Annotated in this window: 24 protein-coding genes and 2 pseudogenes; 16 read left to right on the top strand and 10 right to left on the bottom strand. The window is 63.9% G+C overall.

Annotated features, from left to right (window positions below; genetic code table 11):
* Positions 1-114 precede the first annotated feature (114 nt).
* A complete protein-coding gene (locus CAF53_RS05400; RefSeq protein WP_100237526.1) occupies positions 115-2,406 on the top strand; it encodes an EAL domain-containing protein in 2,292 nt (763 codons plus the stop codon).
* A 91-nt stretch (positions 2,407-2,497) separates the two neighbouring features.
* On the opposite strand, the gene CAF53_RS05395 is transcribed toward CAF53_RS05400, so the two are convergent.
* From CAF53_RS05395 to cysS, 4 genes are all read right to left on the bottom strand, one after another.
* The gene (locus CAF53_RS05395) at positions 2,498-3,247 is read right to left on the bottom strand and encodes a ParA family protein (RefSeq protein WP_100237525.1); all 750 of its coding nucleotides are present in this window, start codon (positions 3,245-3,247) and stop codon (positions 2,498-2,500) included.
* Positions 3,248-3,413: 166 nt separating this feature from the next.
* Positions 3,414-4,784 (bottom strand): 3-deoxy-7-phosphoheptulonate synthase class II, encoded by a 1,371-nt coding sequence (locus CAF53_RS05390; protein WP_100237524.1) that lies wholly within the window; start codon positions 4,782-4,784, stop codon positions 3,414-3,416.
* A gap of 123 nt (positions 4,785-4,907) precedes the next feature.
* A complete protein-coding gene (locus CAF53_RS05385) occupies positions 4,908-5,225 on the bottom strand; it encodes a Rap1a/Tai family immunity protein (protein WP_046766221.1) in 318 nt (105 codons plus the stop codon).
* A gap of 195 nt (positions 5,226-5,420) precedes the next feature.
* On the bottom strand, positions 5,421-6,938 hold the full coding sequence (cysS, locus tag CAF53_RS05380) for a cysteine--tRNA ligase (protein ID WP_084733356.1): 1,518 nt from the start codon (positions 6,936-6,938) through the stop codon (positions 5,421-5,423).
* A gap of 315 nt (positions 6,939-7,253) precedes the next feature.
* On the opposite strand from cysS, the gene CAF53_RS05375 reads away from it, so the two are divergent.
* The 3 genes from CAF53_RS05375 (at position 7,254) to CAF53_RS05365 (ending at position 9,788) form a co-directional block, all read left to right on the top strand.
* On the top strand, positions 7,254-7,946 hold the full coding sequence (locus CAF53_RS05375; protein ID WP_046766208.1) for a Bax inhibitor-1/YccA family protein: 693 nt from the start codon (positions 7,254-7,256) through the stop codon (positions 7,944-7,946).
* Between the two features lie 3 nt (positions 7,947-7,949).
* Positions 7,950-8,213 carry a zf-TFIIB domain-containing protein gene (locus CAF53_RS05370; RefSeq protein WP_100237522.1) on the top strand — a complete coding sequence of 88 codons (264 nt, stop codon included), beginning with the start codon at positions 7,950-7,952 and terminating at the stop codon, positions 8,211-8,213.
* Between the two features lie 126 nt (positions 8,214-8,339).
* Complete coding sequence (locus CAF53_RS05365; RefSeq protein ID WP_100237521.1) at positions 8,340-9,788, top strand: mannose-1-phosphate guanylyltransferase/mannose-6-phosphate isomerase; 1,449 nt, start codon at positions 8,340-8,342, stop codon at positions 9,786-9,788.
* A 53-nt stretch (positions 9,789-9,841) separates the two neighbouring features.
* On the opposite strand, the gene polA is transcribed toward CAF53_RS05365, so the two are convergent.
* The 3 genes from polA to CAF53_RS05350 all read right to left on the bottom strand — a co-directional run bounded on the left by polA (position 9,842) and on the right by CAF53_RS05350 (position 14,191).
* Complete coding sequence (gene polA / locus CAF53_RS05360) at positions 9,842-12,628, bottom strand: DNA polymerase I (protein ID WP_100237520.1); 2,787 nt, start codon at positions 12,626-12,628, stop codon at positions 9,842-9,844.
* Positions 12,629-12,785: 157 nt separating this feature from the next.
* On the bottom strand, positions 12,786-13,229 hold the full coding sequence (locus CAF53_RS05355) for an NfeD family protein (RefSeq protein ID WP_100237519.1): 444 nt from the start codon (positions 13,227-13,229) through the stop codon (positions 12,786-12,788).
* A complete protein-coding gene (locus CAF53_RS05350) occupies positions 13,229-14,191 on the bottom strand; it encodes an SPFH domain-containing protein (protein WP_100237518.1) in 963 nt (320 codons plus the stop codon). Before CAF53_RS05350 ends, CAF53_RS05355 begins: the two co-directional genes overlap by 1 nt.
* A 79-nt stretch (positions 14,192-14,270) precedes the next feature.
* Here CAF53_RS05350 and CAF53_RS05345 point away from each other — a divergent pair, with 79 nt between their 5' ends.
* Together CAF53_RS05345 and CAF53_RS05340 are read left to right on the top strand one after the other, a co-directional pair.
* On the top strand, positions 14,271-15,086 hold the full coding sequence (locus CAF53_RS05345) for a CoA ester lyase (RefSeq protein ID WP_046766202.1): 816 nt from the start codon (positions 14,271-14,273) through the stop codon (positions 15,084-15,086).
* 475 nt (positions 15,087-15,561) lie between these two features.
* Positions 15,562-16,056 (top strand): hypothetical protein, encoded by a 495-nt coding sequence (locus CAF53_RS05340; RefSeq protein WP_242443389.1) that lies wholly within the window; start codon positions 15,562-15,564, stop codon positions 16,054-16,056.
* A 100-nt stretch (positions 16,057-16,156) separates the two neighbouring features.
* Here the strand turns inward: CAF53_RS05340 and ubiG are convergent, their stop codons facing one another.
* Positions 16,157-16,891: a bifunctional 2-polyprenyl-6-hydroxyphenol methylase/3-demethylubiquinol 3-O-methyltransferase UbiG gene (gene ubiG, locus CAF53_RS05335; RefSeq protein WP_100237516.1), complete on the bottom strand. Its 735-nt coding sequence runs from the start codon at positions 16,889-16,891 to the stop codon at positions 16,157-16,159.
* An 84-nt stretch (positions 16,892-16,975) separates the two neighbouring features.
* On the opposite strand from ubiG, the gene CAF53_RS05330 reads away from it, so the two are divergent.
* The 5 genes and pseudogenes from CAF53_RS05330 to CAF53_RS05310 all read left to right on the top strand — a co-directional run bounded on the left by CAF53_RS05330 (position 16,976) and on the right by CAF53_RS05310 (position 21,194).
* On the top strand, positions 16,976-18,241 hold the full coding sequence (locus CAF53_RS05330) for an aspartate kinase (RefSeq protein ID WP_046766199.1): 1,266 nt from the start codon (positions 16,976-16,978) through the stop codon (positions 18,239-18,241).
* Positions 18,242-18,353: 112 nt separating this feature from the next.
* Positions 18,354-19,378, top strand: a pseudogene (locus tag CAF53_RS05325) (nitronate monooxygenase).
* A gap of 112 nt (positions 19,379-19,490) precedes the next feature.
* Positions 19,491-20,333, top strand: a complete 843-nt coding sequence (locus CAF53_RS05320) for a hypothetical protein (RefSeq protein ID WP_100237515.1) — start codon at positions 19,491-19,493, stop codon at positions 20,331-20,333.
* Between the two features lie 92 nt (positions 20,334-20,425).
* Positions 20,426-20,713: pseudogene (locus CAF53_RS05315) on the top strand (oxidoreductase); the annotation flags it as partial.
* Between the two features lie 169 nt (positions 20,714-20,882).
* On the top strand, positions 20,883-21,194 hold the full coding sequence (locus tag CAF53_RS05310) for a multidrug efflux SMR transporter (RefSeq protein WP_100237514.1): 312 nt from the start codon (positions 20,883-20,885) through the stop codon (positions 21,192-21,194).
* On the opposite strand, the gene CAF53_RS27995 is transcribed toward CAF53_RS05310, so the two are convergent.
* Complete coding sequence (locus tag CAF53_RS27995) at positions 21,178-21,576, bottom strand: alkyl sulfatase C-terminal domain-containing protein (protein WP_242443387.1); 399 nt, start codon at positions 21,574-21,576, stop codon at positions 21,178-21,180. The two genes, CAF53_RS05310 and CAF53_RS27995, sit on opposite strands and share 17 nt — an antisense overlap.
* Before the next feature lie 26 nt (positions 21,577-21,602).
* Entirely contained in the window at positions 21,603-21,848 is a 246-nt protein-coding gene (locus CAF53_RS27990) for a helix-turn-helix domain-containing protein (RefSeq protein ID WP_242443386.1), read from the bottom strand.
* 125 nt (positions 21,849-21,973) lie between these two features.
* Between CAF53_RS27990 and CAF53_RS05300 the strand changes: the two genes are divergently transcribed.
* Genes CAF53_RS05300 through CAF53_RS05280 form a run of 5 tightly spaced genes read left to right on the top strand, consistent with a single transcriptional unit; the run spans position 21,974 to position 24,585 of the window.
* Entirely contained in the window at positions 21,974-22,414 is a 441-nt protein-coding gene (locus CAF53_RS05300; protein WP_046766193.1) for a VOC family protein, read from the top strand.
* A gap of 29 nt (positions 22,415-22,443) precedes the next feature.
* Entirely contained in the window at positions 22,444-22,806 is a 363-nt protein-coding gene (locus tag CAF53_RS05295) for a DUF1428 domain-containing protein (RefSeq protein ID WP_046766192.1), read from the top strand.
* 14 nt (positions 22,807-22,820) lie between these two features.
* Positions 22,821-23,618, top strand: a complete 798-nt coding sequence (locus CAF53_RS05290) for a VOC family protein (RefSeq protein WP_046766191.1) — start codon at positions 22,821-22,823, stop codon at positions 23,616-23,618.
* 11 nt (positions 23,619-23,629) lie between these two features.
* Complete coding sequence (locus CAF53_RS05285) at positions 23,630-24,121, top strand: VOC family protein (RefSeq protein WP_100237513.1); 492 nt, start codon at positions 23,630-23,632, stop codon at positions 24,119-24,121.
* Positions 24,118-24,585 carry an SRPBCC domain-containing protein gene (locus tag CAF53_RS05280; protein WP_100237512.1) on the top strand — a complete coding sequence of 156 codons (468 nt, stop codon included), beginning with the start codon at positions 24,118-24,120 and terminating at the stop codon, positions 24,583-24,585. Before CAF53_RS05285 ends, CAF53_RS05280 begins: the two co-directional genes overlap by 4 nt.
* Positions 24,586-24,602: the final 17 nt, after the last annotated feature.

The following is a 24,602-nucleotide window of genomic DNA, read 5'->3' as shown; positions in this document are numbered from 1 at the left end:
GTTCGTCCCAGGCGTTACGGATTGCTAACCGCTTGCTGCTAAGCCGGGTGGGTGAGACGCGGGCAAAGTTCATCCTCCGACCAGGCACCTCAGGAGCGCATATCGCTTCGGGCGATGATGGGCTTTACCGCTTTGTCGGGCGACGCGGTGGAGCGCGTGATAGCGGGGCAATTACAATCCGCCGCCGCCGTCGCCCTGCTGCGGCAGGCGATGAACGTCTTCGGCCTCATGTTCCTGTGGCAGGTTTTCGGCCATCAAGGCTCGGCATCCATGCTGATCCTCTGGAGCGTCGGGCTGGTGGCATCGATGGCCGGCGGGGTCTTGCTGGACCGTCGCCGTCGCACGGGTTCCGGGGTGACGGCCGCCGACCTGCGTGTTCATGGCTGCACCGGCCTGATGCACGGGCTGGTCTGGGCGGCATGCATGATGATGTTCTCTTCGGGACATAGCGCGTCGCAACTGGTGGCGCACTGGACGCTGATCAGCTGTATCATGATATGCGGGGCGATCAGCTATGCCGCGACGCCGCTGGCCGCGACCGGGTTCCTGCTGCCGTGCATCGTCGGGCTGTTCTTCATGTTCGACGGTCCGGAGGAGTTGCCCCTGCGCGCGCTGGCGACCAGCTATGCGCTGTCGTTGCTGGTGGGGTGTTTCATCTATGCGCGTACCTTCGCCCGTCAGCACAGCGCCAGCGTGCAACTGGAGGAAAAGAGCGAGGTGGTGAGCCTGCTGCTCCGCGAATATGAGCATGGCGCATCGGACTGGCTGTGGCAGACCGATCCCGCGCGGCGGTTGAACGGCGTGTCGCCGCGCATGGCTGAAATGCTGGGGCGCACCCCGGCGGAAGTCGAAGGCACGTTGCTGGTGCAGATATTGGCGGGCAGCGCCTGGGAAAGCGGTCTGTTCCCGGCCGAATTGCATGAACTGGCCGATCATCTGAAGCGGCGGGAGAATTTCAGCGCCATCGCCTTGCCGGTCGAGGCGCAAGGGGGTGTGCGGTGGTGGGAATTGTCCGCGTCGCCGCGCTATGATGAAACGGGGGTGTTCCTGGGTTTCCGCGGTGTGGGCTCCGACATTACCGAGCAACGCGAGTCGGCGGAACGGATCACCCAGCTGGCGCGGTTCGATCCGCTGACGGGCCTGCCCAACCGCGCGCATCTGCGGGAGGTATTGGACAAGTCCATGGTCGGGATGCGGACAGGCGTGCCGGGCTGCGCCTTCCTCATGATCGACCTCGATCGGTTCAAGGCGGTCAACGACACGCTGGGCCATCAGGTCGGAGACAAGCTGCTGACCCAGGTGGCGCGGCGGTTGAGGCACATCTGTTCGGGCAGCGAGTTTTGCGGGCGGATCGGCGGTGACGAATTCGCCGTGGTGATCCCGCATGTCGCGGCCAATCGCGGCATCGACACGCTGGCGGGGGCTATCATCAGCGGCCTGTCCGCGCCCTATCAGGTGGACGAACATCTGCTCTATGTCGGGGCGTCGGTGGGTTCGGCGCTGGCGCCGCAGGATGGCAGCGAGTCCGAAGCGTTGATCCGCAGCGCCGATCTGGCGCTCTATCAGGCGAAGAGCGAAGGGGGCGGTGTCCATTGCGCCTATGAGCCGCAATTGCATGCCCAGGCGGAAGAGCGGCGGCAACTGGAACTGGCGCTGCGCGATGCGCTGGAGAAGGACCAGCTCCATGTGCTGTTCCAGCCGGTGGTGGAAGCCGAGACGGGGACCGTCGTCGGGTTCGAAGCGCTGGCCCGTTGGACTCATCCGGAAATGGGGCCGATCTCTCCCGCGAAATTCGTGCCTGTGGCCGAGGAGGCGCGGCTGATCGGGCCGATCGGGGAATGGGTGCTGCGGACCGCCTGTATGGAGGCGTCGCGCTGGCCCGCGCCGGTCCGCATCGCGGTCAATGTGTCGGCCGAGCAATTGTCGCACCCCAGCTTCGTGGGCGCGGTGGTATCGGCCCTGGCCCAGAGCGGGCTGGAGGCGCGGCGGCTGGAACTGGAAGTCACCGAAAGCGTGTTCGTCAACGCCGATACCGGGGCGCTCAAGATCCTCGACCAGTTGCGCGGCCTTGGGGTGCAATTGTCGCTCGACGATTTCGGAACGGGCTATTCCTCTCTGGGATATCTCAGCCGCACGCGGTTCGACACGATCAAGATCGACCGCAGCTTCGTGGTGGGCGCGTCGAACAACAAGGCGGAAAGCCTGGCGATCATCCGCGCGGTCGTGACGCTGGCCGACAGCCTGGGGATGGCCACCACCGCCGAAGGAGTGGAGACCGAAACGGAACTGGCGATGGTCCGGGGCCTTGGTTGCCGCAAGGTGCAGGGCTATTATTTCGGGCGGCCGATGCCTGCCGTCGAGGCGGCGGCGCTGTTTCCGACAGATCAGCTTCGGGCGCGGGCCTAGAGCGATTTCCAGGCGATCGGGATCGATTGCTGGTTAAGAAATCGCGGCAGACAAAAGGCGGCGATCTGATTCCGTCAGATCGAAAATCGCTCTAACGCCGCTGCAATTGCCGTTCGATCGTCGTCCAAAGGCCGGCAAAGGCCTGCGCCGAGGGCGAAGAGGCGGCGAAGGCGCCGAGCGGTTTGCGACGGACCGCCATCTGCTCCACCGCACTGGCCATCGGGATGGCGGGCCAGCCGGGTTGGGCGTCCAGCGCAGCGCGATGCAGGCCGCGGCGGCGGTCGACCATCGAATAGACCGGCATGATCGGCGGATGGGTGCCGCCGCGCTGCACCAGATAGCGCGCGACCTCGCCCATGGCGCGTTGGGCCAGGGGTGACGGGATGACGGGGATCACGATCATGTCCGCCGCACGTAGCACCTGTTCGCTGGTCTCCGTGAGGCCGGGCGGGCAATCAAGGATGATACGGTCATAATCCTTGCCAAGGCTCTCGATCAGCTTGGCCAAGCGCTTCTTCTTGTCCATCTCGCGGAAGAGATGGTCGAGGCTGCGCAGCGAGGTATCGGCGGCGATCAGATCGAGTCCCGGCACGGTCGAAGGCTGTATCAGCTTGCGGACCTCGACATCCTTGCTGAAGATCGCGTGCGCGGCATCCCGGCTTTCCATGTCGGTCGAGATCAGCCAGCTCGACGCCGCCTGGGGATCGAGATCCCATAGCAGCGTGCGGCGTTTCGAGATGCTCGCGGATGCCCAGGCGAGGTTGATCGCGAAGGTCGTCTTACCAACGCCCCCCTTGAGGCTGTAGACGGCGATGGTCGCCAATGCCGGTTCCTTTGCCATGCGCGGAGGCTATCTTGCTGCACCGCCAAAGCAAGGGCTGAATCATGGCATTGTTACGCCTTGATGACGGATGATCGTGACGGGTGGGCTGGGCGCGTCGACCATGACGAAAAAAAGCCCGTCCCCGGCATCGCGGGAGACGGGCCTTTCTGTCCGGTGGAGAGGATCAGGCGGCTGCGCGGCGTTCCTTCAGTTCCTCGTTCAGCATTTCCGCGAGCAGGAAGGCGAGTTCCAGGCTCTGTGCCGCATTGAGGCGCGGGTCGCAATGGGTGTGGTAGCGGTCGGCGAGGCCCTCGTCGGTGATGGCGATGGCGCCGCCGGTGCATTCCGTCACATTCTGCCCGGTCATTTCGGCATGGATGCCGCCGCCGAAGCTGCCCTCGGCGCGGTGGACGGCGAAGAAACCGCGCACTTCGGCCAGGATGCGGTCGAAGGGACGGGTCTTGTAGCCATTGGCCGCCTTGATGACATTGCCGTGCATCGGGTCGCAGGACCAGACCACCGGATGGCCTTCGCGCAGGACGGCGCGGACCAGCTTGGGCAGGCCCGCCTCGATCTTGTCATGACCATAGCGGGTGATCAGCGTGATGCGGCCAGCCTCTCGCGAGGGGTTGAGGATGTCGAGCAGGCGAATGAGCGCGTCCGGCTCCAGGCTGGGGCCGCATTTCATGCCGATCGGATTGCCGATGCCGCGCAGATATTCGACATGGGCCGAACCCTCGAACCGCGTGCGGTCGCCGATCCAGAGCATGTGCGCGGAGGTGTCGTACCAGTCGCCGGTCAGCGAATCCTGCCGGGTCAGCGCCTGCTCATAGGGGAGCAGCAGCGCTTCGTGGCTGGTGTAGAAGCTGGTGCCGCCCAATTGCGGCACGGTATCGGGCGACAGGCCGCAGGCGCGCATGAAGTCGAGCGCCTGGCCGATCTGGTCGGCCATTTGTTCGAACTTCGCAGCCCAGGGCGAGCGGCCCATGAAATCGAGCATCCAGCCATGGACGCGATCCAGGCTGGCATAGCCGCCGGTCGAGAAGGCGCGCACCAGGTTCAGCGTCGCCGCCGACTGGTTATAGGCGCGGATCATGCGCTGCGCGTCGGGTTCGCGGGCTTCGGGCGTGAAGGCGATGTCGTTGACATTGTCGCCGCGATAGCTGGGCAGTTCCACGCCGCCGATCGTCTCGGTATCGGCGGAGCGCGGCTTGGCGAACTGGCCCGCCATGCGGCCGACCTTCACCACCGGCAGCTTGGACGCGAAGGTCAGCACCACCGCCATTTGCAGCAGCACGCGGAAGGTGTCGCGGATGTTGTTCGGGTGGAACTCCGCGAAACTTTCGGCGCAATCGCCGCCTTGCAGCAGGAAAGCCTCGCCATTCGTCACCTTGGCGAGCTCCGCCTTCAGGCTGCGCGCTTCGCCGGCAAAGACGAGCGGGGGAAACTGGCTGAGCTGTGCCTCCACCGCGCCAAGCGCTTGGGCATCCCGATAGACGGGCATCTGAATGCCCTTATGCTCCCGCCAGCTTTCCGGCGTCCACTTCGCCGCCACTTTGAGTCTCCCAAAGATCATAAAATAGGGGCCGCACCTACGCGCAACCAGAGCCTGACGCAAGTTTATAGCGGTAGCGGCGCGCTTTTGCCTAACGCACGGTTTCGATCAGGGTGATCGGCGTTATTTCTCGCAAGGATAGTGTTCGTTGAGCGCCACGCTCACCAGGACGGAGGCGGGTGCCTTGCGCTGGTCGGGATAGCGGGTGAGATAGGCGACGACGATGCGTTTCACCTCCTCCGCATCCATCTGGGCGGGCCAGCAACTGGGCTTGGCGCGGCCGATAAACACGTCCTTCTTGATGCCGTCCACCGCGCCGACGATATAGGCGGTGCAGGCAAGCCCATATTCGGGCGCCTTGTTGCGGCATTTGGCGAGCAGCGTGTTGCCGGTTTCGAACATATAGGTTTGAGCAGGTGCAGCAACGGGGAGTGCCGCCATTCCACTGAGCGCGATGAACGCTGCCATTGCATATCTTGGCATGTGCGGAATCTGCCCGTTTCGGTGCGGCCTGTCCAAACGGGCCGACCTTTCCCGCGCACATCCTGCCTCAGATGGGGGCAGTTTTCCAGCGGACGAAAGGATAGGCCCGCTGCCAGGAATCGCCGCGCTCCTGCGCAGGAGCATGGGGCGTCTCTAGGTGAGGGTAAGGCGCCAGTCCCAGCGCAGCGGATCGCCGTCCATGACGTCGACCCCCTGCGCGATCAGCGCGTCGCGGATTTCGTCCGACAGAGCGAAGTTCTTTTCGGCGCGAGCGGTCTGGCGGCGGTCGAGTTCGGCTTCGATTTCCTCCGGCGCGATCCCGGCGTCCCTGGGCCGGAGGCGCAGGTCGGCGCGGCCGATGGTCAGCAGTTCGAGGCCCAAAGCCTGATCGAAAGCCGCGAGCAGGCAGAGTTTTTCATCCACCGGCACCTTCTTGAGCGCGATGGTCTCTTCCAGCAGCGGAAGGGCGCGCGGGGTCATCAGATCGTCGCTGATCGCGGCGTCGAATTGTTCGAGCAGAGGGGCGAGTTTCGGATGGAGGTTGGCGCGCAGCCAGTCGAGCCGGAGCGACTGCCAGGTGATGCCTTCGGCGCGGGCCTTGAGATTCTCGACCCCCATCACGAGGCGCTTGAGGCGCGTCAGGGCTGCGCCGACGCTCTCGGCGCTGAACTCCAGTTCGCTGCGATAATGGGCGCCCAGGCACAGCAGGCGATAGGCCAGCGGATGCACGCCCGCATCGATCAGCGAGAAGAGGGTGGTGAAGCCGCCCTTCGACTTGCTCATTTTCCCCTGGCGGTCCACGAGGAAGTTGTTGTGCATCCACCATTTCGCGCCCGTGAAGCCGGGCTGCGCGTCGTTGCAGCCGCAATAGGCCTGGTTCTGGGCGATCTCGTTCGGGTGGTGGATTTCGCGATGGTCGATGCCGCCGGTGTGGATGTCGAACGGGTGGCCAAGCCGCGCCTCGCTCATCACCGAGCATTCCAGGTGCCAGCCCGGCGCGCCCTTGCCCCAGGGGGAGTCCCATTCCATCTGGCGCTGCTCGCCCGGCGGGGATTTGCGCCAGATGGCGAAGTCGGACGGGTTGCGCTTGCCTGCGACCGGATCGATGCGGGCATGGGCGGCGTCGTCGCGGCCGCCCGCCAGCGCGCCATAATCGGGGACGGTGCTGCTGTCGAAATAGAGGCCGGTATCGAGTTCGTAGCAATGCGCGGGCGCGATCTTCTTCGCGAATTCGATCATCTGCGGAACATAGTCGGTGGCGACCGTCCATTCGCTGGGCGCGATGATGTTGAGGTCGGCGATGTTGCGCTTGAAGGCGTCGGTATAATGGGCCGCTATGTCCCAGATGCTCTTCGCCTGGGCGCGGGCGGCGGCCTCCATCTTGTCGTCGCCGGCATCGGCGTCGCTGGTCAGGTGGCCGACATCGGTGATGTTGATGATATGGGTGACGTCGAGGCCCTTCCACAACAGCGTGCGGCGGAGCGTGTCGGTGAAGACGTAGGCGCGCAAATTGCCGAGATGGGCGTAGTTATAGACCGTCGGCCCACAGCTATAGACGCGGGCATGGTTCGGCTCGATCGGCGCGAAGGGTTCGACGGTGCGCGTCAGGCTGTTGAACAGGCGCAGGGGCGCGTCGGCATGCTGCTCGGCGGGGGTGAACTGGTCGCTCATGGGCGCAGCCATGCGGCGATCGGATCGAGGCGTCAACTGGCCTTGGCATTTGTAACAAATTGTTGCTGAGGCGCCGATCCCTTGCCCCATCCCTTGCATTGGCGTGTTGGTCGACCGATATTGCTTGTGCGGGCCGGGCCCCTCTGGCGGTTGGATGATGTGACATGTCCAGCCGTGATGTCGGACCGCATCGAGTGTGCTCGGTGCAGGTTCGTGAGTGTTTGCCCCCCTCTGACCTCACGAAGACCGCGCCGGCCACTCGATCCGTTACAGTGTTTTGGATGGAGTGATAACGCCGTGAACAATCCCGTTCGTATGCCGGGCTATGGTGCGAGCCAGACGGCGCAGACCGACGCCGGGCTGCGCGCGCACATGCTGGGCGTTTTCCGCAATATGGGCATCGGCCTGGTCATCACCGGGCTGGTCGCCGCTTTCATCGGCAATACGCCGGTGCTGGCCGCCGCGATCTTCGGCACGCCCTTGAAGTGGGTGGCGATCTTCGCGCCGCTGGCCTTCGTGTTCTTCTTCAGCTTCCGCATCGAAAAGATGACGACCGCGGGCGCGCGCATGGCCTTCTACGCCTTTTCGGGCGTGATGGGCGTGTCGCTGGCCAGTATCTTCCTGGTCTTTACCGGCGGGTCGATCGCGCAGGCCTTCTTCTCGGCCGCCGTGATGTTCCTCGCCATGGCGCTGTGGGGCTATACCACCGGGCGCGACCTGTCGAAATTCGGGTCGTTCCTGATGATGGGTCTGATCGGCATCGTCGTTGCGAGCCTGATCAACATCTTCCTGGGTTCTTCCGCCATGCAGATGGTGATCTCGATCATCGGCGTGGTGGTGTTCACCGGTCTCACCGCCTGGGACGTGCAGCGCATCAAGTCGGAATATTTCACTTACGCCGGCCATGAAGTGGCGCAGAAGATGCAGGTGATGGGCGCGCTGTCGCTGTACCTCAACTTCGTCAACCTGTTCCAGATGCTGCTGAGCCTCACCGGCGAGCGGGAGTAAGCGATGCGGGATCAGGCTGCGGTGTCGGCCATGCTCTGCCCGGTCTGCCATGTGGGCCTCTCCATGACGGACCGGCAGGGGGTCGAAATCGACTATTGTCCGCAATGCCGGGGGGTCTGGCTCGATCGTGGCGAACTCGACAAGATCATCGAGCGGTCGGCGGGCGGGGCGCCCTCTCCGCAGCCCAGCTACCGGCCGGATCGCGACGATGGGCGATATGATCGGAAGAAGCGGAAGAAGAGCTTTCTCGAAGAGCTGTTCGATTGACGGAAAGCGGCCCATTTGCGGGCCGCTTTTTTTGTGCTGTCGTCATAGGCGCTTTCACGGAATGGCGATATGGAGGGAAATCATGGTCCCGCGGGATCGTTTTGCCGTTTTGAACAAGTGGGTTGCATGTCGGATCTGAACGCAAAGGTTACGCCGGTTATTTTGGCAGGGGGATCGGGGACGCGGCTGTGGCCCTTGTCGCGCAAATCCTATCCCAAGCAGTTCGTGCCCCTGCTGGGCGAAGATACGCTGTTCCGTTCGGTGGTGCGGCGCTTGTCGGGCGAGGGTGAAGGCTATGCGTTCGCTCGTCCGGTGGTGCTGACCAATGCGACCTTCCGCTTCATCGTGGCCGAGCAGCTCGCGCAGGAAGGCGTCGACGCTGAGGCGATCATGATCGAGCCTTCGGTGCGCAATACCGCGCCCGCCATTTTGGCGGCGGCACTGCATCTGATCGCGCATGACCCCGAAGCGGTGATGCTGGTGGCGCCTTCGGATCAGGTGGTTCCCGATGCCGATGCTTTCCGCGCGGCGGTGAGCCGGGGCCTCGGCGCTGCTCGTGCCGGCGATCTGGTGACCTTCGGGATTGCGCCGACGCGACCGGAGACCGGTTATGGCTATTTGCAGGTCGTCGCCAAGCCCGATGGGTCGGGCGAGCCGATCAAGCTGGCCCGCTTTGTCGAAAAGCCCAATGCCGAGCGGGCGGGCGAGATGCTGGCCCGTGGCGATCATCTCTGGAATGCGGGGATTTTCCTGTTCGCGGCGAAGGATCTGGTCGCGGCGTTCGAGGCGCATGCCCCCGATGTCCTTGCGGCGGTGGTGCCTGCGGTTGAGCAGGCGGAGGGCGACCTTGGTTTCCTGCGCCTGGCTCCGGAATCCTGGGGGCGGGCGCCGGACATTTCCATCGATTATGCGATCATGGAGCGGGCAGGCAATCTGTCGGTCGTGCCCTATGATTCCGGCTGGTCGGACCTGGGCGGCTGGGATGCGGTGTGGAGCCATGCCGGGCCGGACGGGGACGGCGTCACGGTGAGCGGCGGAGCGACGGCGATCGATTGCAGCGACACATTGCTGCGGTCGGACAGCGAGGGCATGGAACTGGTCGGCATCGGGCTCAGCAACATCATTGCCGTGGCGATGAACGATGCGGTGCTGATTGCGGACAAGAGCCGGGCCCAGGATGTGAAGCTGGCGGTCGAGGCGCTGAAGGCCAAGGGCGCTGTGCAGGCGGAGAGCTTTCCCAAGGACCACCGGCCCTGGGGCTGGGTGGAAGGGCTGCTTGCGGGGGAGCGTTTCCAGGTGAAGCGGATTACCGTGCAGCCGGGCCAGTCGCTGAGCTTACAGAGTCACTTCCATCGGTCGGAACATTGGATCGTCGTCGAGGGGACGGCCAAGGTCACGGTGGACGGCGATGTGACGCTGCTGACCGAGAACCAATCGCTTTATGTACCCGCCGGAGCGAAGCATCGGGTCGAGAATCCGGGGAAGATTCCCGTTGTGTTCATCGAGGTGCAGACCGGAACCTATCTGGGTGAGGATGATATCGTCCGTTATGAAGATAGGTATGCGCGGAAGTGAACGTTCATCCGTCACCCCAGCTTTCGCTGGGATGACGGGGCCAGGAAGAATTTTTAGTGCGCCGCGCCCCAGCTTGGACCATGGCCGATTTCTACGCCTAGCGGCACGCTGAGTTTCACGATCGGTTCGGCGGCGCCTTCCATGACGCGGCGGATGATGGCACTGGCCTGCTCCACATCGCCCTCCGGTAGTTCGAACACCAGCTCGTCATGCACTTGCAGCAGCATCTTGACGTCATGCAGCCCTTCCGCCGCCAGCGCCGGTCCCATGCGGGCCATGGCACGTTTGATGATGTCGGCGCTGGTGCCCTGGATCGGGGCGTTGATCGCGGCGCGTTCGGCGCCCTGGCGTTCATGCTGGACGGACGCCTTGATCCGTGGGAACCAGGTTTTGCGGCCGAAAAGGGTTTCGGTGTAGCCGCGCTCCCGCGCCTTTTCGATGGTATCGGTGATGTAGAGGCTGATGCCGGGGAAGCGCTCATAATAGCGGCTGATCATGTCCTGCGCTTCGTCGGCGCTGATCTCCAGCCGTCCCGCGAGACCCCAGCGGCTAATGCCGTAAAGGATCGCGAAGTTGATCGTCTTGGCCCGGCCGCGCGTGTCGCGGTTGACCTCTCCGAACAATTGCTGGGCCGTGGCGGCGTGGATGTCCTCCCCATTGGCGAAGGCTTCCTTGAGCGCGGGCACGTCCGCCATATGGGCGGCGAGGCGCAGTTCGATCTGGCTATAGTCCGCCGCCAGGATGACATTGCCCGGCTCGGCCACGAAGGCGTGACGGATCTGGCGGCCGACTTCGGTGCGGATCGGGATGTTCTGGAGATTGGGGTCGGTCGAGGACAGGCGGCCGGTCTGGGCGCCCGACAGGCTGTAGCTGGTGTGGACGCGGCTGGTGTCCCTGTTGATCTGGGCCTGGAGCGCGTCGGTATAGGTGGATTTGAGCTTCGAAAGCTGGCGCCAGTCGAGGATTTTTCCAGCGATTTCCGCGCCCTGGGCCTTCAACTGCTCGAGGATGGTGACATCGGTGGAATAGGCGCCGGACTTGCCCTTCTTGCCGCCTTTATATCCCATTTTCTCGAACAGGATCGCGCCAAGCTGCTGGGTCGAGCCGATGGCGAAGGGCTGGCCCGCCAAGCCATGGATTTCCGTTTCCAGCGCGGCGATGCCGGCGGTGAACTCGGCGGACAGGCGGGACAGGGCTTCGCGGTCGACCTTGATGCCTTCATGCTCCATCTTCGCGATCACGGAGACCAGCGGGCGGTCGACCAGTTCATAGACGCGGGTCGCGCCTTCATGGGCGACGCGGGTCTTGAACAGCTTCCACAGGCGCAGCGTGACGTCCGCGTCCTCGGCGGCATATTCGGTCGCCTTGTCGAGCGGGACTTCCGCGAAGCTGATCTGGCTCTTGCCGGTGCCGCACACATCCTTGAAGCTGATACATGTATGATTGAGGTGGACCCGTGCCGCCTCGTCCATGCCGTGGCCGGCGAGGCTCTGGCCTGCGTCGAGGTCGAAGCTCATGACGATGGTGTCGTCATAGGGCGTGATCTCGATCCCATGGCGGCGCAGGACCGTCATGTCATATTTGAGATTCTGGCCGATCTTGAGGACGCTGTCGTCTTCGAGCAGGGGCTTCAACTTGGCAAGGACGAGGGTGAGGGGGAGCTGGTCGGGTTTTTCCGCGAACATGTCCCTTCCGCCATGGCCGACGGGGATGTAGCAGGCGGCGTTGGGGCCGACGGCGAGGCTGACGCCGACCAGCGCGCAGGAGACGCAGTCCAGCATATCGGTTTCGGTGTCGACGGCGACCAGACCTTCAGCATGAGCGGCGGCGATCCAGCGGTCGAGCGCTTCCTCGGTAACGACCGTTTCGTAGAGGCTGCGGTCGATCGGCGGCTCTTCCTCATGGACCGGGGCGGCGGGGGGCGTCGCTTGCGTGACGGCGGCTGCTGCGGTTGCCACGGCCACAGCGGCAGCGGGCGCGCCCGCACGGGCGAGCAGCGACTTGAAGCCATGATGTTCGAGGAAGGCCTGCAATGGTTCGAGCGGGATGCCCTTTAGCGTCAGGTCGTCCAGCGGTTCGGGCAGGTCCATCGCATCGTGCAGCGCGACGAGGCGGCGCGACAGCCGCGCCATGTCGGCATGGGCGATGAGATTTTCCTGCATCTTCGACTTTTTCATTGAAGGCGCGGCTTCGAGCGCGGCTTCCAGGCTGCCATATTCGGTGATGAGCTTGGCGGCGGTCTTGGGGCCGATGCCGGGGATGCCGGGCACATTGTCGACGCTGTCGCCCATCAGCGCCAGCACGTCGCCCAATTGTTCGGGCTGCACGCCGAACTTGGTCATGACATAGTCGGCGCCGCGCCGCTCATTCTTCATCGTGTCATACATGTCGACGCCGGGCTGGATGAGCTGCATCAAATCCTTGTCGGAGCTGACGATGGTGACGTGCCAGCCCGCCGCAACGGCGGCTTTCGTATAGCTGGCGATGATGTCGTCGGCCTCGAAACCCGCTTCCTCGATGCAGGGGAGGGAGAAGGCGCGGGTGGCGTCGCGGATCATCGGGAATTGCGGGACCAGGTCTTCCGGCGCGGGCGGGCGGTTCGCCTTATACTGGTCGTACATGTCGTTGCGGAAGGTGTGGCTGCCCTTGTCCAGCACCACCGCGAGATGGGTCGGACCCTCGGCCTTGCCCAACTCGTCCGCCAGCTTCCAGAGCATGGTGGTGTAGCCATAGACCGCGCCGACGGGCTGGCCATGCTTGTTGGTGAGCGGCGGAAGCTGGTGATAGGCGCGGAAGATGTAGCCGCTGCCGTCGACGAGGTAGAGATGATTCTGAGGCATGGGAAAGGGATAGCGGGTTATCCCCCGATCATGCAACGATCGTCGCCGCGGAGCCCTTCGGCCAGTTGGGGGACAGGCCGCTTGGCTTCGTCCATGATAGGAAGCGGGATACCGGATCGGTCGGGGTTGACGAACGGGAAAGGATGCGAAACCACCCTCAGGCCAGTTCCACTTTCAGCACCGAAGCTTCCGCGCCGATCACCCGGACTCTGGTGCCTGCCGGCGCGTCGGGTCCACGGCAGGACCAGACGCCGTCTCCCACCTTCACCCGTCCGCGGCCATTGTCGATCGGTTCGACCACAGTGACGATCTCGCCCACAAGCCGCGCCGTGCGGTCGTTGAGCAGCGGATCCTGCGAATCCACCGGATTGCTGCTGTACCAGCGTCGCCCGCCCCAGACCGAAACCAGGCACAGCGCAGAGAACAACAGCAATTGCACCGGCAGCGGAACAGGAAGAATTAACGCGACCAGCCCCGTCACGGCCGCCGCCAGCGCCACCCAGATGAGGAATACGCCGGGCAGCAGCACTTCCCCCACGCCCAATAGCGCGGCGAAGACCAGCCAACCCCAATGGTCGTCCAGCAGGCTGAGCCATTCCATCAGCCTTGCCCCTGTCCGAAGGGAGCGCGCCGGGGCGGGACAGGGGGCGGTGTCTCGCCGCCCAGTGCGTCCTTCGCCAACGCGCCGATGCCGCCCAGCGTGCCGATCAACTGGGTCGCCTCGACCGGGAAGAGAATGGTCTTGGCATTGGGGGAGGTGGCGAACTGGCTGACCGCCTCGACATATTTCTGCGCGACGAAATAGTTGATCGCCTGCGCATTGCCGGATGCGATGGCTTCGGAGACCATCTGCGTCGCCTTGGCTTCGGCCTCCGCCTCGCGCTCGCGGGCTTCGGCGTCGCGGAAGGCGGCTTCGCGGCGGCCTTCCGCTTCCAGGATCTGGCTCTGCTTCTGTCCCTCCGCCTTCAGGATTTCCGATGCGCGCAGGCCTTCCGATTCCAGGATGAGGGCGCGCTTTTCGCGCTCGGCCTTCATCTGGCGGCCCATGGCGTTGACGATATCGGCGGGCGGGCGGATGTCCTTGAGTTCGACGCGGGTGATCTTGATGCCCCAGGCATTGGTGGCATGATCGACCACCGAAAGCAGCCGCGCATTGATCTCGTCGCGCTTGGATAGGGTTTCGTCGAGGTCCATCGACCCCATCACCGTGCGCAGGTTGGTGGTGGCGAGCTGCATGATCGCGACATAAAGTTCCGACACTTCATAGGCCGCCTTGGCCGCGTCCAGCACTTGGAAGAACACGACGCCGTCGACCGAGACCATGGCATTGTCCTTGGTGATGATCTCCTGCCCCGGAATGTCGACCACCTGCTCCATCATGTTGATCTTCCGCCCCACCGCATAGAAGAAGGCGGGATAGAAATTGAGGCCGGGGCGCGCGACTTCCGTGAAGCGGCCGAACCGTTCAATGGTATATTGATAGCCCTGGCGCACCACCTTGACGCTCACCGCCAGATAGAAGAGCACCAGAAATGTCACCGTCAGCGCGAATGTCGTCAGCATGGCTGTACTCCCCCGGAATCCGCTTGGACTATGACGTGAAATCATGAATGGGAAAAGGCAAAGCGATAGGAGTTTCATCATGTTGTTGCGCCATGCCCGATCCTTGCTGTTCCTGCCTGCATCGAACGCCCGCGCCATCGCCAAGGCGCGGACCCTGCCGTGCGACCTGGTGATCCTCGACCTCGAGGACGCGGTGCCTGACGACCGCAAGGACGAGGCGCTGGCCCATGCGGTCGATGCCGTGGCGGAAGGGTTCGGCGGACGTCTGGTCGCGGTGCGCATCAATATCGAGGGCACGCCCTGGCATGGGCGGGAAATGGTGGCGGTAAAGGGGTCTGCCGCTGATTATGTGGTGTTGCCCAAGGCCGAAAATCCCAAACAGGTGAAGGATGTGTTCAGCGTCTGCCAGAAACCGGTGATCGCGATGATCGAAAGCGCGGCGGGCGTGATGGCGGCGCCCGCGATCGCGGCGGTGGAAGGCTGCGCCGCGCTGTTCATGGGGAATAATGACCTACGGCAGGATCTGGGCATCCCGCCGTCGGTCGGGCGCGAGGGGCTGGCGCTGTCCCTGCAATCGGTCATCCTCGCGGCGCGGGCGGCGGGGATCGCGGTGTTCGACGGTGTGTTCAACCGGCTGGATGACGAGGCTGGGTTCGAGGCCGAATGCGCTGCTGGCCATGGGCTGGGCTTCGACGGCAAGACGCTGATCCACCCCAGCCAGGTGCCGGTCGCCAATCAGGTGTTCGGCCCCGACCCGCAGGCCGTGGCGGATGCGCGCCGGTTGATCGAGGCGGTGACGGGCGGCGCGGAGCGCTTCGAGGGGCGCATGGTCGAAGGCATGCATGTCGCGGAAGCCAAGGCGCTTATCGCCAGAGCGGAAGCCGTGGGGGAATAGGGCAAGCAAGCTGTAGATTCCGCGATTTCCCATTCCGGCACAATTTTCCGCCTCGGCGCTGTGGCGAGAGAAGGGGTGGCTCCCCGGTAAGTGAAGAGAAAGGCGGGGAGTTTTTGCAGTCGTTTCGGCTGCGTCTTTTTTGCAACTGTCAAGTGAATAAACATGGCAATTTCATGGCAAAATGTTAATATTTCCTTTGCGGGGTCTGGGTGAGTCTGCGAGGTCCATCATGTCTAGATTGCGGATGGCGGTGGGAGCCGCCTGCTGTTTTGGCGCGCTCTTTTTCGGCGGGGTTGCCGCGGCAGGGGAGTCGCAATGTTGGCAGCCTTATGAAGTAGAGGCGGCACGCGTCCGAGATCTACAAATCATGCTGATGCTCGGTGCACTGAAATGCCGGGCGACCAACAGCGAGATACAAACGAAATATGATCAATTTTATGCAAAATCGGGAGGTCTCGATAAATATAATAACGCGTTGAAGCTGCGTTTCATGCGGGAAAATGGGATTTCCGGTGGGCAGGACGCGTATAATGACTTTCTGACGAGGCTGGCCAATAGTCATGGCGATATGCAGTCGGCGAGTTTCTGCCAGATGGCGGATACGCTGCTGGGATTGGCGACCAACGCCAATGACAGTGAATTCGCCGTGCTCGCGCGGAATTTTTCGGAAAAACCCGCCGGGGTCGGCGATGTCTGCGCGATAACGGCGAGTGCGCCGGTCGTGGCGAAGGAAACGGTGGTGGCGAGCGATCCGCCCGCGGCCCCGGCTGTCGCAGCTGCGGCCGCACCTGCTGTTCCTCAGCAAGTGACGCCGGAATCGGCGGCAGCGGCGCTCGAAGCGGCGGCGGCGGCGCTTCATACGGCGGCGGCATCGCTCAAGACGCAGCCTGCCGCGACAGCGGATGCGCCTGCGGACGGCAAGGTTGAGGCACAGCCGGCTGTCATGGCGTCGGCCAAGCCGGTAAGCTGAGACCGGCGGAAAGGGAACCGCGCCGTTGGGGAGCGTGGCACCGCCTGAATGTCCTTAGGTCCGATGCAGGCATCGCCCTCGGCTTGGTCGCAGTGGCGGCTCAGCCCCGCGGGTGCCGGGCGGTCAGCAGATAATTGATCGCCTTGTTCGCCGAAAGGGCGAAGCCGTAGCGTGGATCGAAGCTGAGACCGGTGACGTCGGTGACTTCCAACCCGGCTCCCTCCAGCAGGCCGGCGAGTTCCTCCGGATTGAGGAATTTGTGCCAGTCATGCGTGCCCTTGGGGATGCCGCCGATGCTTTCGCCGATGGTGATCATGGCCAGGCGCGACAGCGGCGTGCGGTTCGGCGTCGACATGACCAGCAGCCCGTCCCGTGCCAGCTTGCCCGCCAGTGCGGCGACGAAGGCGGCGGGGTCGGCGACATGCTCGATCACTTCCATTGAGGTGACGAGATCGAATCCCTCCGCCTCCAGCGCTTCAACCGGCGTTGCGCGATAGTCGATGGCAAGACCCTGGCCCTGTGCATGGGCGCGGGCGACGGCGATATTTTCCTCCGCGGCGTCCAGCGCCGTGACGGTCGCGCCCAAGCGCGCCAGCGGCTCGGCCAGCAGCCCCGCGCCACAGCCGACATCGATGGCCCGCTTGCCCTCCAGCGGCCGGAATCCGCCATTTCCCTGAGGCCAATGATGATCGATGGCGTTGCGGATATAGTGCAGCCGGACCGGGTTCAGCTTGTGCAGCATCGCGCTCGATCCACGCGGGTCCCACCAGTCGGCCGCCATCGTCCCGAAATGCGCGGCCTCACGGGGGTCGATGGTGGTGGGTTTGCTTGCCATATTCAATTCCGCTGCTAAGAGAGGCGCCGTTTTCGTACCTACGGGACATTTTCTTTCTTACAACCAGGCAGGCTCGACAAGCAAATGGCGCGCATCGTGATGAAATTCGGCGGCACCTCCATGGCGGGGATGGAGCGAATTCGCAACGTGGCCGCGCGCGTCAAACATGTCGTCGAGCAGGGCCATGAAGTCGCCGTCGTCGTGTCCGCCATGGCGGGCGAGACGGACCGGCTGGTCGGTTTCTGCAAGGAAGCCTCCGCGCTCTACGATCCGGCGGAATATGATGTGGTCGTCGCCAGCGGTGAGCAGGTGACGAGCGGTCTGCTCGCCATGACGCTGAAGGCGATGGGCGTCGATGCGCGCAGTTGGCTCGGCTGGCAGCTCCCTATCCGCACCAACGAAGCCCATGCCAAGGCGCGCATCGGGGAGATCGATACGATCGACCTGCTCGCCTCCATGCGATCGGGCACGGTCGCGGTCATTCCCGGCTTCCAGGGCATGATGGAGGATGGCCGCATCTCGACGCTGGGCCGTGGCGGCTCGGATACGTCGGCGGTGGCCGTGGCGGCGGCGCTGAAGGCCGATCGCTGCGACATCTACACCGACGTCGACGGCGTCTACACCACCGACCCCCGCATCGTGGCGCGGGCGCGCAAACTCGACCTCGTCACCTATGAGGAAATGCTGGAACTGGCCTCGGTCGGGGCCAAGGTGCTCCAGACCCGCTCGGTCGGCCTCGCCATGAAGGAAGGCGTGGTCGTGCAGGTGCTTTCCTCCTTCGATGATCCCACCCAGGACGACCTCCCCGGCACGCTGATCGTCAGCGAAGAGGAACTGGAAGCCAAGCTCAAGGAAGACAAGATGGAACGTCAGCTCATCACCGGCATCGCCCATGACAAGAATGAGGCGAAGATCACCCTGACCCGCGTGCCGGATCGTCCGGGTGCCGTGGCGCACATCTTCGGGCCGCTGGCCGATGCCGCGATCAATGTCGACATGATCATCCAGAATGTCGGCCGCGACAAGGGCGAGACGGACGTCACCTTCACCGTGCCGGGCGCGGACCTCGCCCGCGCGCTGGACGTGCTGGAAAGTCAGAAGGACGTCATCGGCTTCAACCGCGTGATCCCGGATACGAAGGTCGCGAAGGTGTCGGTCGTCGGCGTCGGCATGAAGAGTCATGCGGGCGTGGCATCGGCCATGTTCAAGGCGCTGGCCGATCGCGGGATCAACATCCTCGCCATCTCGACCAGCGAGATCAAGGTCAGTGTCCTGATCGACGAGGATGAAACCGAACTGGCGGTGCGTGTCCTGCACACGGCCTATGGCCTCGACGCGCCGGTGGCTTGACCGCCGGCTTTCTCCCGGTCAGGGAAGATAATGACGGAAGGGTGGTCTTTCGGATTGCCCGTCAATGCCCCCTCCCTGCGCGGGAGGGGCTTTTGATTCGATGGAACGGACTATGACGAACGCCAAACTCGCTTCCCTGATGGCTCGCGGCACCGAATTTCTCGGCTGCGAGGTCGCGATCATGTGCGGCGCGATGAGCTGGGTTTCGGAACGTAACCTGGTGGCGGCGATCTCCAATGCGGGCGGCTTCGGCGTGATCGCCTGCGGCGCCATGACGCCGGAACTGCTCGACCGGGAGATCGCGGCGACGAAGGCGCTGACGTCCAAGCCCTTCGGCGTCAATCTGATCACCATGCACCCGCAATTGTTCGATCTGATCGATGTGTGCGCCAGGCATGAGGTCGGCCATGTCGTGCTCGCTGGTGGCCTGCCGCCCAAGGGCAGCATAGAGGCGATCAAGGCGCCTCGGGTTGGAGGGGGGGCGCGAAGCTGATCTGCTTCGCTCCGGCCCTGGCGCTGGCGAAGAAGCTGGTGCGCTCGGGCGTGGACGCGCTGGTGGTCGAGGGCATGGAGGCGGGCGGCCATATCGGTCCCGTGGCGACCAGCGTGCTGGCGCAGGAAATCCTGCCCGAAATGGCATCGCAGGTGCCGGTGTTCGTCGCGGGCGGGATCGGGCGCGGCGAGGCGATCGCGGCCTATCTGGAAATGGGCGCGGCAGGCGTGCAGTTGGGCACCCGCTTCGCCTGCGCGACCGAGAGCATCGCCCATCCCAATTTCAAGAAGAGCTTTTTTCGCGCTTCGGCCCGCGACGCGATCGCCAGCGTGCAGATCGACCCGCGTCTGCCGGTCATCCCCGTGCGTGCGCTCAAGAATGCCGGAACCGAAGCCTTCACCGCCAAGCAGCGCGAGGTCGCCAATCTGCTCGACAGCGGCGCGGTCGACATGGGCGAGGCGCAGCTCCAGATCGAACATTATTGGGCGGGCGCGCTGCGCCGCGCGGTGATCGACGGCGATGTCGAAGGCGGTTCGCTGATGGCCGGCCAGTCGGTCGGCATGGTGTCGAAGGAGGAACCGGTGGCAGACATCATCGCCCAGTTGATGGACGAAGCCGCCGTGGCGCTGGAACGGCGCGGCTGAACGCGACGAAGCGAATCCTTCGCCGGACGGATCGAGCGGTGGCTTAGTCGTCAGGAACGCATGGCTTTGCCATGAGTTTGCTCTGTCCGGATCATGAACAAAGGATTTGAGGGTGCCGTCGCGTACCGGCGTTCGTCGCAATTACAGAATCGCATCGATAGCAGTGCTGGCGTTGATCGCAGGGTGTTCGACGCCCGCGAAGAAAGCGCCGCCCACGCCGCCGCCGCCGGTCGTGCCGACGATCAAGCCTTTGCCGCCAATGGGCGCGGTGGAGGAAATGAGCATCCCCGAAGTCGGCGATGACGGCGAATATCTGACGCCCAATCGCGGTGTGACCGCCAATACCGCGCTGTGGCATGTGCGGATGGCGCTGAATGTGGCGGCACTTTCGTGCCATGGCGTCCATGAACCCGCACGCATTCAGTATAACCAGATATTGCATGTGCATGAGGCGGCGTTGCGGGAGGCCAACGCGGCGGTCGACCGCAATTATCTGGCTGCGTACGGCACCGGCGGCCTCAAGGCGCGGGAGTTGCTGAACACCGTCGTCTATAATTTCTTCGCCCTGCCGCCGGTCACCAAAAGCTTCTGTCCCGTGGCGATCGAGGTTGGCACGAAAATCCTGGCCATGCCTTCCAGCCAGTTGCTGGCCTATGCCCCCGAAGCGCTGACCGCGCTGGAGAAGCCGTTCCAGGATTTCTACCAGGCCTATGCCGATTATCTGCGGCGCCTGGCGGAGTGGCAATCGCGCTTCGGCGGGACGGTGACCGTGGTGGTGTCGCCCACGCCCCTGCCGCCGCCGCCCATGGCGCCCAGGGAAGTGACGCCGGGCTTTACGCCCAATGGCGCTCCGATGACGCCTCCGTCGGCCATGATGCCGGGCGCGCCGGTGCGGGTCGAGGTGCCGACCTTTCCGTTGACGCCGATGCGCGAGACATTTGTTCCGGTAAAATAGCGCGCCGTCATGTGTTGCCGCGCGTATCGAAGCGGTGGCGCGATTCCTCCACCGCCTCGAGATTGCGCTCCGCTCAGACCCAGACACCGCAAAAGGCGGCGCTTCACAACTGGTCGCTGTCGATGCGGCATCAGCTCAAGGACACCCATGTCGAGGTGATCGAACTGGCTCCTCCGGGTGTGCAGACCGACCTGATGCCCGGCCAAACCGACAATCCGCAGATGATGCCGTTGGACGAGTATATTGCCGAGGTCATGGGGCTGCTGCGGCAGGAACCGGCGCTGGAGGAAATCTGCGTCGAGCGGGTGAAGTTCCTGCGCGAAGCGGAGCAACGCGGGGCGTTCCCGCAGGTGCTCGGGATGTTGAACGAGGCGCATTGAGCGGGGATTAGATCCTCCCTGTCGAGCGATGGGGAGGATTTGCGCCGTCCTTCGCTTGCGAAGGCGAAACCAACCCTCTACCCCATCTTGCAAGCGAGGCCACGTCCTCCTCCGCATGGCGGATACAAGTCCGGGACGGCCCGGCTCTCTTGCAAAGGAGGGCCGTCCCATGGCCTGGGTCTATCTCATCATTGCCGGTCTGCTCGAAATCGTCTGGGCTTTTGCGATGAAGCAGTCGCAGGGCTTTTCGCGGCTGATGCCGACCGTGGTGACGTTGGGCGCGATGATCGGCAGTTTCGCCCTGCTGTCCCTGTCGATGAAAAGCCTGCCGCTCGGCACCGCCTATACGATCTGGACCGGGATCGGCGCGGTCGGCGCGTTTCTGGTCGGGATCGCTTTCCTCGGGGAGGCGGCGACGGCCATGCGCCTGCTGGCCGCGATGATGATCCTGGGCGGACTGGTGCTCATGAAGCTGGCATGACGGTCGAAGGCGCCTTCGGAGGCAGGGGGAAGAGGCGGACGAATCGCCCTGCCAGCCTCCTGTTCCCCTCCACCTCCAGCGCACCCGCGACATCCTCGAACGGCACGCCGCCATAAACGACGGCCGCGAATGCATTCTGGTCGCCGGAAAATATCACGTCGGCACCCGTTGCCCGGCCGCGGTCCGCAGTGAAGTCGCCGTCCTTCAGGACGAGGCGGAACTCCTCCTCCCCGAAGCGCAGGCCGATGGTGGCGTCCATGTCGCCGATGCGGCTGTGGTCGATCATCGTACGCATCGACAGGATCACCGACACGATGCTCATCGGCATGCCCGGCCGCATCGTGGGCGAGCGGCAGGCCCAGCGGCCCAGCACCTTGAACAATATCTCCGACTCGCGACCCCATTCCGTCAGTTCGTAGATCTGGCTGGCGGCCGGGGGGGCAGGCGGCGGCGGATGAGGATGCTGGCAGCCTCCAGCTCCTCCAGCCTTTGTGTCAGCACATTGGCGCTGATTCCGGGCAGGCTGGCGCGCAGATCGGTGAAACGCTTGGGCCCCAGCATCAATTCCCGCATGATCGGCATGGCCCAGCGATCCCCGACGAGATCCAGCGCATGGGCCGTCGCGCAGCCGTCCTGATATACTCTTTTTTTCACCTGCCTGCGCCTCTAGTTATCTTTTATAACTTAAATGTTGTTAAAAATAATCCACCAGTCCATAAGTTTCAAGCCGATGAGTCGTGCAAGAGAATCGCGACCAGACAATCCAGAGGAGATGTGTGATGTCGAATGCCTCCGCTCCGAAGATGATTTTCGTGAACCTGCCGGTGAAGGACCTGTCCGCCTCGATCGCCTTTTACGAGGCAGTGGGTGCGGTCGCGAACAAGGATTTTGCGGACGACAGTGCCCAGATGCTGAGCTTTTCCGACAGCATCCATGTCATGTTGCTGACGCATGAGCGGTTCACCAGTTTCACGCCGCGCAGGATTCCCGACGCGCATGAAACCGCGCAGGTGCTGCTGGCGTTGAGCGAGGTGAATCGCGAGCAGGTCGATGTCACGACCGGAAAGGCGCTGGCGGCGGGCGGGACGGAACCCAATCCGCAACAGGACCATGGCTTCATGTACGGCCGCAGCTTTGCCGATCTGGACGGCCATATCTGGGAAGTGACATGGATGGACCTCGAAGCGGCGCTGGCGGCGAACAAGGAAGCCACCGCCTGATCGTAATGCGGGCGCAGAGGAGAGATGCCATGAGCTATATGGACGGTTTCGTGATCCCGGTGCCCAAGGGCAACAAGGAGAAATATAGGGAAATCGCGGCCTTTGCCGCGCCGATCTTCATCGAATATGGTGCGCTGCGGATCGTGGAATGCTGGGCGAACGACATCAAGCCCGGCAAGGTCAACGACTTCCGCACCGCGGTCATTGCGGAGGAGGATGAGGACGTCGTCTTTTCCTGGATCGAATGGCCGGACAAGGCGACGCGCGATGCGGGCGCGGAGAAGGTGATGGCCGATCCCCGGATGCAGCCGAAGGAAGGGGAAGACATGCCCTTTTCCGGCGCGCGGCTGATCTATGGCGGCTTTGAGGTGTTGCTCGACGCGAAGGCCTGAACGGGAGAGGTGAGATGACCGATCTGAACGGCAAATTCTTCTGGTACGAACTGATGACCAGCGATCCGGCGGCGGCCTTGGCCTTTTATGGCGATGTGGTGGGCTGGACGGCGCAGGCCTTTGGCGGCGGCCATGACTATCAGGTGGTTTCCGGCAGCGCCGGACCCATGGGCGGGGTGATGGCGATCCCCGCGGAGGCAGCATCATGCGGCATGAAGCCCTGGTGGGGCGGCTATGTCGGATCGGCCGATGTGGATGCCGATGTGAAAAGGCTGGCGGAGGCCGGCGCCACTGTGAAACGGGCGCCGGAGGATATAGCGGGTGTCGGCCGCTTCGCGGTGATGAGCGACCCGGGCGGCGCGGTGTTCATGCTGCTCAAGGGCTCCAGTCCGGATGGGATGGATGCCCCGCCGCCGATGGCGGACGGTCATGTCGGCTGGCATGAACTGTACAGCGGCAATTTCGACGCCGACCTCGGCTTCTACACATCCCAGTTCGGATGGGGAAAGGGCGAGGCCATGGATATGGGCGAGATGGGCAGCTACCAACTCGTTTCGCAAAGCGGGGCCACGGATTTCCAGCAGATGAGCGGCGGCATCATGGCGTTGCCCAAGGAAATGCATCAGCCCCTCTGGCTCTTCTATTTCGTCGTGCCCGACATTGACGTGGCGACGGACAAGGTGCGGTCCGGCGGCGGAACGGTGCTGAACGGGCCGATGGAGGTGCCGGGCGGGGCCTGGATCATCCAGGCTACCGATCCGCAGGGGGCGATGTTCGCCCTGGTCGGCATGCGGGCGCCGGAACTGACATAAGGAGAGAAGCCATGTCGAAGATTTCACCCTGCCTGTGGTTCAATGGGCAGGCGGAGGAAGCGGCGCGCTTCTACGTCTCGGTCCTGGGCGGATCGGTGGATTTCGTCAGCCATTATCCGGATGATCAGCCGACGCCCGGCCCGTTCAAGGGGGGCGAAGTGCTGATGGTCGAATTCACGCTGGCCGGGGAAAGCTATCAGGCGCTGAACGGCGGTCCGGAATTCGGTTTTACCGAAGCGGTGTCGCTGTCGGTTTCGTGCAAGGATCAGGCGGAGGTGGATCGGGTCCATGACGCGCTCACCGCCGAGGGCGGATCGCCGGGGCCATGCGGCTGGATCAAGGACAGATATGGCCTGTCCTGGCAGATCGTGCCGCGGGAGATCATGGCCCTCTACAAGAGCGGCAACGGGCCGGGCATCCAGCGGATGATGGCGGTGATGATGACCATGCAGAAGCTGGACGCAGCCCGGATGAAGGCCGCTTTCGAAGGGGAAAGCGTATGAGCGCGGCCGAATTCGAACTCTCGGTGACATGCCATATCGCCGCGCCGCGGGAGATCGTGTGGAAGGTCTGGACCGACCTCAAGGACGAATGGTTCTGCCCCAGGCCGTGGCGGGCCGAGGTGATCGAGGAGGATTTGCGGCCCGGCGGGCGCAGCGCTGTCCGGATGCTTGGCCCCGATGGCGAGGATACAGGGCCGATGGAGGGCATTATCCTGGAGGTGGTGCCCCAGGAAAAGGTGGTGACGACCGATGCCTATGCTTCGGGCTGGATTCCGCAGATGCCCTTCATGACCGCGATCTGGCACTTTGCCGAGGAGGGCGAGGGGACGTGCTTCACCGCGACGGCACGCCATTGGGATGCGCGGGCGCTGGAGAAGCACAAGGAAATGGGATTCCATCCGGGCTGGGACCAGATGGCCGAGCAGTTCAAGGCGCTTTGCGAGACTTCGGCCGTGAGCGCATGAAGAAAGGGCGCCCGGAT

The sequence above is a fragment of the Sphingobium sp. LB126 genome, from assembly GCF_002795205.1.
Classification (GTDB): Bacteria; Pseudomonadota; Alphaproteobacteria; order Sphingomonadales; family Sphingomonadaceae; genus Sphingobium; species Sphingobium chungbukense.
This window is presented reverse-complemented; position numbering and strand designations above follow the sequence as displayed.